Source organism: Yonghaparkia sp. Soil809, from assembly GCF_001429705.1.
Classification (GTDB): Bacteria; Actinomycetota; Actinomycetes; order Actinomycetales; family Microbacteriaceae; genus Microcella.
Window position 1 is genome coordinate 1434547 of sequence record NZ_LMSV01000001.1, and the last position, 6577, is coordinate 1441123.

The 6577-nt window shown below is 72.8% G+C and carries 6 protein-coding genes; 5 read left to right on the forward strand and 1 reads right to left on the reverse strand.

Annotation, left to right across the window (positions count from 1 at the left end):
- Positions 1 to 2: 2 nt before the first annotated feature.
- The gene (locus tag ASG83_RS06980) at positions 3 to 1511 is read left to right on the forward strand and encodes a D-alanyl-D-alanine carboxypeptidase/D-alanyl-D-alanine-endopeptidase (RefSeq protein ID WP_055858560.1); all 1509 of its coding nucleotides are present in this window, start codon (positions 3 to 5) and stop codon (positions 1509 to 1511) included.
- A 43-nt stretch (positions 1512 to 1554) separates the two neighbouring features.
- Positions 1555 to 2139 carry an isochorismatase family protein gene (locus ASG83_RS06985; RefSeq protein ID WP_055858562.1) on the forward strand — a complete coding sequence of 195 codons (585 nt, stop codon included), beginning with the start codon at positions 1555 to 1557 and terminating at the stop codon, positions 2137 to 2139.
- Positions 2140 to 2173: 34 nt separating this feature from the next.
- Here ASG83_RS06985 and ASG83_RS06990 read toward each other — a convergent pair whose 3' ends face one another.
- Positions 2174 to 4096, reverse strand: coding sequence for an ABC transporter ATP-binding protein (locus ASG83_RS06990; protein ID WP_055858565.1), 1923 nt, complete (start codon positions 4094 to 4096; stop codon positions 2174 to 2176).
- Positions 4097 to 4181: 85 nt separating this feature from the next.
- Here ASG83_RS06990 and ASG83_RS06995 point away from each other — a divergent pair, with 85 nt between their 5' ends.
- The 3 genes from ASG83_RS06995 to ASG83_RS07005 all read left to right on the forward strand — a co-directional run.
- Entirely contained in the window at positions 4182 to 5108 is a 927-nt protein-coding gene (locus ASG83_RS06995) for an ABC transporter ATP-binding protein (protein ID WP_055858569.1), read from the forward strand.
- On the forward strand, positions 5105 to 5956 hold the full coding sequence (locus ASG83_RS07000; RefSeq protein ID WP_055858572.1) for an ABC transporter permease: 852 nt from the start codon (positions 5105 to 5107) through the stop codon (positions 5954 to 5956). The genes ASG83_RS06995 and ASG83_RS07000 overlap by 4 nt, the downstream gene beginning before the upstream one ends.
- Positions 5953 to 6577 (forward strand): ABC transporter permease (locus ASG83_RS07005; RefSeq protein WP_235460057.1); only part of this gene is annotated, 625 nt, incomplete at its 3' end. The genes ASG83_RS07000 and ASG83_RS07005, both read left to right, overlap by 4 nt.

Sequence of the window (6577 nt, forward strand, 5' to 3'; positions counted from 1 at the left end):
GGGTGACAGCCCCGGATGCCCGAGAGACGCCCGTCGCCGGTGCGCCGCCCCGCGGCGCGGGCCTCGCGGCCCGACGGAGGCGCCACCCGCGCGCGCTCGCGATCGCGGCGATCGCCACCGCCTTCTCCGTCCTCGGAGCCGGCGCCGTCGCCGCGGGGGTCGCGGTCGGCCAGCAGGCCGCGGCGGCTGCCGTCGCCGAGCCCGACGTCGAGCCGGAGCCGGCCGAGACGAGCGCCGAGCCGACGCCCGAGCCCGAGCCGACGCGCGCCGGGCCCTCGATCGCGACCGCCCCGACGCGGGTGCGCACGTGCTCGATCGCCGGCCTCGCCTCCGACGGCCGACTCGGCGACTTCGTCGGCGCCGTCGTCAACGCCGAGACGGGCGAGGTGCTCTTCGACCGCGCCGCCTCCACGCCGGCCCGCCACGGGAGCGTGCTCAAGGTGCTCACCGCGGCGGCCGCACTGCGCGTCCTCGGCCCCGGCTACCAGCTCTCGACGCGGGTCGAGCAGGGCGCCGGACCCGGGCAGGTCGTGCTCGTCGGCGGCGGGGACGCCACGCTGAGCGCCCTCGCCCCCGGTCAGGAGAGCGTCTACCGCGGGGCCCCCAAGCTCGCCGACCTCGCCGCGCAGACCGTGGCGGCCTACGCCGCCGCGAACCCCGAGGCGCCCGCGATCACCGAGGTGCTGCTCGACGCCACCTACTGGAACCCGGCGGACAAGTGGGACTCGTCGTGGGAGCGCAGCGAGCAGACGATCGGCTACCACTCCGAGGTCACGGCGCTCCAGGTCGACGGCGATCGGCAGAACCCCGCTCTCGACACGAGCCCGCGTTCGACCGACCCGATCACGCGCGCCGGCGAGGCCTTCGCGCTCGCCCTCGGCGCGGCGGGCAACTCGGGGGGCCGTCCCGCGGTGGCCATGGGGGTCTCGAGCGGAGGCGCCGAGCTCGCCGTGGTCCGGTCGCAGCCGGTGAGCCGGCTCATCGAGAAGATGCTCATGAACAGCGACAACACGCTCGCCGAGATGCTCGCGCGCGTCGTGTCGAAGGAGTCGGGCTTCGATGGCTCGGCCGCGTCGCTCACGCAGGCGTTCGCCGCCGCGCTGCAGCCCTACGGCGTGACCCTCGACCCCGGCATGGTGATCCGCGACGGCTCGGGGCTCAGCCACCTGAACGCCGTCTCGCCCCTGTACTACGCACGCCTCTTCGACGTCATCGCCGCCGGCGGCGGAGATCTGCCCGTGCTGACCGCGGGGCTGCCCGTCGCGGGGCGCTCGGGGTCGCTCGCGAGCCGCTTCGCCGGCGACGCGGCGATCGCCCGGGGGAGCGTGGCGGCGAAGACCGGCTGGATCAACACCGCCTACTCGCTCAGCGGCATCATCACCGCCGCCGACGGCACAGTGCTCACCTTCGCGTTCTCCGCGATCGGCAACGTGCAGGGCTCGGCGCGCGCCGCGCTCGACTCGCTCACGGCGGGCGCCTACCGCTGCGGCGACAACCTCACCAACACCTGACGCGCCCGGGCGCACCGCGCCCGGCCTGATACACGGAGACGCCATGCCCCGCGCCCTGCTCATCATCGACGTGCAGAACGACTTCACCGAGGGCGGCGCGCTCGGGGTCGACGGCGGCGCGGCCGCGGCCGCGGCGATCACCGCGCACCTGCGCGCCCACGCCGGTGACTACGCGCTCGTGGTCGCCTCGCGCGACTGGCACGACGCCGCGAACGACAACGGCGGGCACTTCGCGACGGATGCCGCTCCCGACTTCGTGACGACGTGGCCGGTCCACTGCGTGGCCGGCTCGCCCGGCGCCGACTACCACCCGGCCATCGACGTCGCGCTCATCGACCTGCACGTGCTCAAGGGCCAGGGAGTGCCGGCGTACTCGATCTTCGAGGGGACGACCGATGACGGTCGCCCGCTCGTCGCCGCCCTCGACGAGCTCGGCATCGACGCGGTCGACGTCGTCGGCATCGCGACCGACCACTGCGTGCGGGCCTCGGCGCTCGACGCCCTCGCCGCGGGCCGCAGCGTGCGGGTCCTGAGCGACCTCGTGGCGGGGGTGGCGCCGGGCCCGAGCGCGGCGGCGCTGGCCGAGATCGTCGGCGCCGGCGGAGAGGTCGCGCCCGCGGCATCCTGACCGCGCACCGTCCGCTGCGATCTCGCCGCCCGCGCTACACGAGCAGCTGGTGCTTCGCGAGGTCGCGGTAGAGCGGCACGTCGCGCACGAGCTCGCTGTGCGAGCCGGTACCGACGACGCGCCCGTGGTCGAGCACGACGATGACGTCGCTGTCGACGACCGTCGACAGCCGGTGCGCGATCACGATGAGCGTGCGGTCCTCCGCGACCGCGTCGATCGCCTCGCGCATGAGCTGCTCGTTGCGGCCGTCGAGAGAGGATGTCGACTCGTCCAGGAGCAGGATCGGCGGCGCCGCGAGCAGCGCGCGCGCGATCGCGAGCCTCTGCCGCTCGCCGCCCGACAGCATGACGCCGTCCTCCCCCACGGGCGCCTCGAGACCCAGGGGTGAGCGGTCGAGGACCTCGCCGAGGTTGACCGACCGCAGCACCGCGACGCACTGCTCGTCGCTCGCCCCGGGCGTGGCGAGCAGCAGGTTGTCGCGCAGGGTGCCGGCGAGCACGGGGGCGTCCTGCTCGACATAGCCGATGCGGCTCCGCAGCTCGGTCCGGTCGAGCGCGCGGATGTCGACGCCGTCCATGCGGATGACCCCCGTGGTCGGGTCGTAGAAGCGCTCGATCAGCGCGAGCACCGTCGACTTGCCGGCGCCGCTCGGGCCGACGAGCGCGACCCGCGCGCCGCGCGGCACCGCGAACGAGATGCCGCGGAGGACCCGCGCCTCGCGGGAGCCGTCGGCATCCCCGCGAGCGTCGGCGCCGGCTCCCGCTCCCGCGCCCGCCCCGCGCGCCACGCTCGCCGCGAGCGCCGCCTCGGCCTCCGCGGCCGCCTTCTCGGCCTCCGTGCGGTGCGCGCGCTCGGGGTAGGAGAAGTGCACGTCGTGGAACGACACGGCGGCATCGGTCGGCTCGTCCGGCTCGGGCACGACGCCGACGTCGCCCTCGGCCTCGCTCGGCAGCGCGATGATCTCCTGGATCCGCCCGAGCGCGCCGAGCGCCGAGTTCACGGAGGTGATCGCGCCGAACGCCTGGCCGAGCGGCCCGATGAGAAGGAAGAGGAAGAGGATGAACGCGACGAGGTCGCCGATCTCGATCGCGCCCGTCGCGACCCGGAAGCCGCCGACGCCGAGGACGACGAGGAAGGACACCTGCAGCGCGATCGACGAGAGGGGGACGACGAGGGCCGAGATGCGCGCGACGCGGATCCCCTGCTCCCACGCGCCCCGGGCATCCTTCTCGACGGCCGCGATCTCGCGGTCGGTCGCGTTCGCGGCGCGCACGGTGCGCACGGAGGAGATCGCCCGTTCGACCGCGGCGGCGAGGTCGCCGACCTTCTCCTGCGCCTTGCGCGAGGCGACGCGGATGCGCCGCGAGAGCAGCACGACCGTGACGACCGACACGGCCACGACGAGGAGGGTGAGCCCGAGCAGGGTCGGGTCGATGACGGCCATCGCGATGATCGCGCCGACGAAGGTGAGGCTGCCGCCGATCGCCTCGACGAGGCCCTGGGTCAGGACGGCGCGCAGGAGCGTCGTGTCGCTGCCGACGCGGCTCACGAGGTCGCCCGTCCGCCGCTCGTCGAACTGCGCGATCGGCAGGTGCAGCATCCGTCGCACGAGGGTGCGGCGGCTCGACAGCACGACCCCCTCGCCGGTGCGCTGCAGGAGGTAGTGGCCGAAGCCGCTGAGCAGAGCGGCGGCGATGACGAGGGCGACGAGTCCGGCGACGAGCGGGCCGAGCGCCTGACCGGCCTCCACGCGCGTGATGACCTGGCTGACGAGCAGCGGCTGGGCGAGCGAGGCGATCGCGCCGAGGATGCTGATGACGATGACCCACGACAGCACGGTGCGGTGCTCGAGCAGGTAGGGCAGCAGCTGGCCGAAGGTCGCGCGCGGGCCGGCGTCGGCGTCGCGATCGCGGGCGGATCCTCGGCGGGGGCGAGCGGAGGCGGAGGTCGAGCTCATGGCTCCATCCTGGCCGAGTGCGCCTTCGCGCGCGCCGTGGCCGCCGCCGAGCGGGTGTCGCACACCGGGGCTATGCTCGACTCTCGTGCCGCAGCCCGTCATCACCGCCCGGAACCTGACCAAGAAGTACGGCGACTTCACCGCCGTCGACGGCATCGACTTCGAGGTCGCGCCCGGCGAGTCCTTCGGCCTCCTCGGCCCGAACGGCGCCGGCAAGTCGACGACGATGCGCATGGTCGGCGCGGTCTCCACGCGCACCGCCGGTGACCTCGAGATCCTCGGCCTCGACCCGAACGACCACGGCCCCGACATCCGCTCGCAGCTCGGCGTCGTCCCGCAGCAGGACAACCTCGACCAGGAGCTCCGCGTCCGCGACAACCTCCTGGTCTACGGCCGCTACTTCGGTCTGCCGCGCTCCGTGATCGCCGAGCGGGCGGATGCCCTGCTCGAGTTCGCGCAGCTGGCCGACCGCACGAAGGCCAAGGTCGACGACCTCTCCGGCGGCATGAAGCGCCGCCTCACGATCGCCCGCGCGCTCATCAACGAGCCGCGCATCCTGCTGCTCGACGAGCCGACCACGGGTCTCGACCCGCAGGCCCGCCACATCCTCTGGGACCGCCTGTTCCGCCTCAAGGAGCAGGGCACGACCCTCGTGCTCACGACCCACTACATGGACGAGGCCGAGCAGCTCTGCGACCGCCTCGTCGTCGTCGACAAGGGCCGCATCATGGCCGAGGGCTCGCCCGCCGCGCTCATCCGCGAGTACTCGAGCCGCGAGGTGCTCGAGGTGCGCTTCGGCAGCGACAAGAACGCCGAGGCGGCCGAGAAGCTGAAGGGCATCGGCGAGCGCCTCGAGGTGCTGCCCGACCGCATCCTCGTCTACAGCGCCAACGGCGAGGCCGAGCTCGAGCGCATCACGCACCTCGGCCTCGAGCCGATCACCTCGCTCGTGCGTCGCTCGAGCCTCGAGGACGTCTTCCTCCGCCTCACCGGCCGGAGCCTGATCGAATGACCGCCACCGACCCCGCCGCTCCGGCGGCCGGCGCGCAGCGAGAGGATGCCCGGCGCGCGCTCGCCGCGGGCGCAGCCCCTCGTCGCTTCGGCTCGTGGTACATCGCCGAGCACCGCATCCGCGCGATGAAGGGCTACGCCGGCGACGCGATCTTCCAGAGCGTCGGCAACCCGCTCATCTACCTCTTCGCGCTCGGCGTCGGGCTCGCGAGCCTCGTGCCGCAGGGCGTGGGCGGCGTGAGCTACCTGCAGTTCGTGGCGCCCGCTCTCATGGCGTCGGCGGCGATGACGGTCACGGCGAACGAGACGAGCTACCCGATCCTGCTCGGCTTCAAGTGGAACCCGATCTTCTTCGGCATGAACGCCTCGCCGATCACGGGCGCGCAGATCGTCAACGGCATGTTCATCCACATCGCGCTGCGCACGGTCGTCACGGTGGCGATCTACTGCGGCGTCATCGCCCTCTTCGGCGCGATCACCTCGCCGCTCGGCTGGCTCGCGATCCTCGCGGCCGCCGCGACGGGTCTCGCGATCGGCGCGGCGATCTCGAGCTACACCTCCACGATCCAGGAGGACCGCGGCCAGATGGCGATGCTGCAGCGCTTCGGCATCACGCCGCTGTTCCTCTTCTCGGGCACGTTCTTCCCGCTCGAGCAGCTCCCGCCCTTCCTGCAGCCGATCGGCTGGATCTCGCCGCTCTGGCACGGCACCGAGCTCGGCCGCGTGCTGACGTACGGCATGGAGGAGCCCGCGTGGCTCACCGCGACGCACGTCGGCTATCTCGTGACGCTCTTCGCGATCGGCCTGTGGGCGACGCGCCGCCACTTCACGAGGAGGCTCGACAAGTGACCGCGGCCTCCCCGACGACGAGCGCGCCCCTCACCCGGCAGCGCAGCGCCCTGTATGCGGGCAACACCGGTGCGGTCATCCACCGCGGTCTTCTGGCGACCCGCAGCACGAACTACCTCGTCGTGCTCAGCGGCTTCTTCGAGCCGGTGTTCTACCTGCTGTCGCTCGGCATCGGCTTCGGCGCCCTCGTCGGCACGGTGCAGACCTCGACGGGGCAGGAGGTTCCGTACGCGGCCTTCATCGCCCCGGCGCTGCTCGCGGTCTCGGCGATGAACGGCGCCGTCTACGACTCGACCTGGAACGTCTTCTTCAAGCTCAACTACTCGAAGCTCTACCAGGGCATGCTCACGACGAGCCTCGGCCCGCTCGACGTCGCTCTCGGCGAGATCCTCCTCGCCCTCCTGCGCGGCGCGATGTACGCGGTCGGCTTCATGGTCGTCATGCAGCTCTTCGGCCTCAACCTCGCCTGGACGGCCCTGCTCGCCCTGCCCGCCGTGCTGCTCATCGCGTTCGGCTTCGCGAGCCTCGGCATGGCGATCACGAGCTACATGAAGACGTTCCAGCAGATCGAGTGGGTGACCTTCATCATGCTGCCCATGTTCCTCTTCTCGGCGACGTTCT

Coding starts and splice junctions, on each gene's coding strand:
- ASG83_RS06985 (WP_055858562.1), top strand. CDS start 1,555: ATGCCCCGCGCCCTGCTCATCATCGACGTGCAGAACGACTTCACCGAG.
- ASG83_RS06990 (WP_055858565.1), bottom strand. CDS start 4,096: ATGAGCTCGACCTCCGCCTCCGCTCGCCCCCGCCGAGGATCCGCCCGC.
- ASG83_RS07000 (WP_055858572.1), top strand. CDS start 5,105: ATGACCGCCACCGACCCCGCCGCTCCGGCGGCCGGCGCGCAGCGAGAG.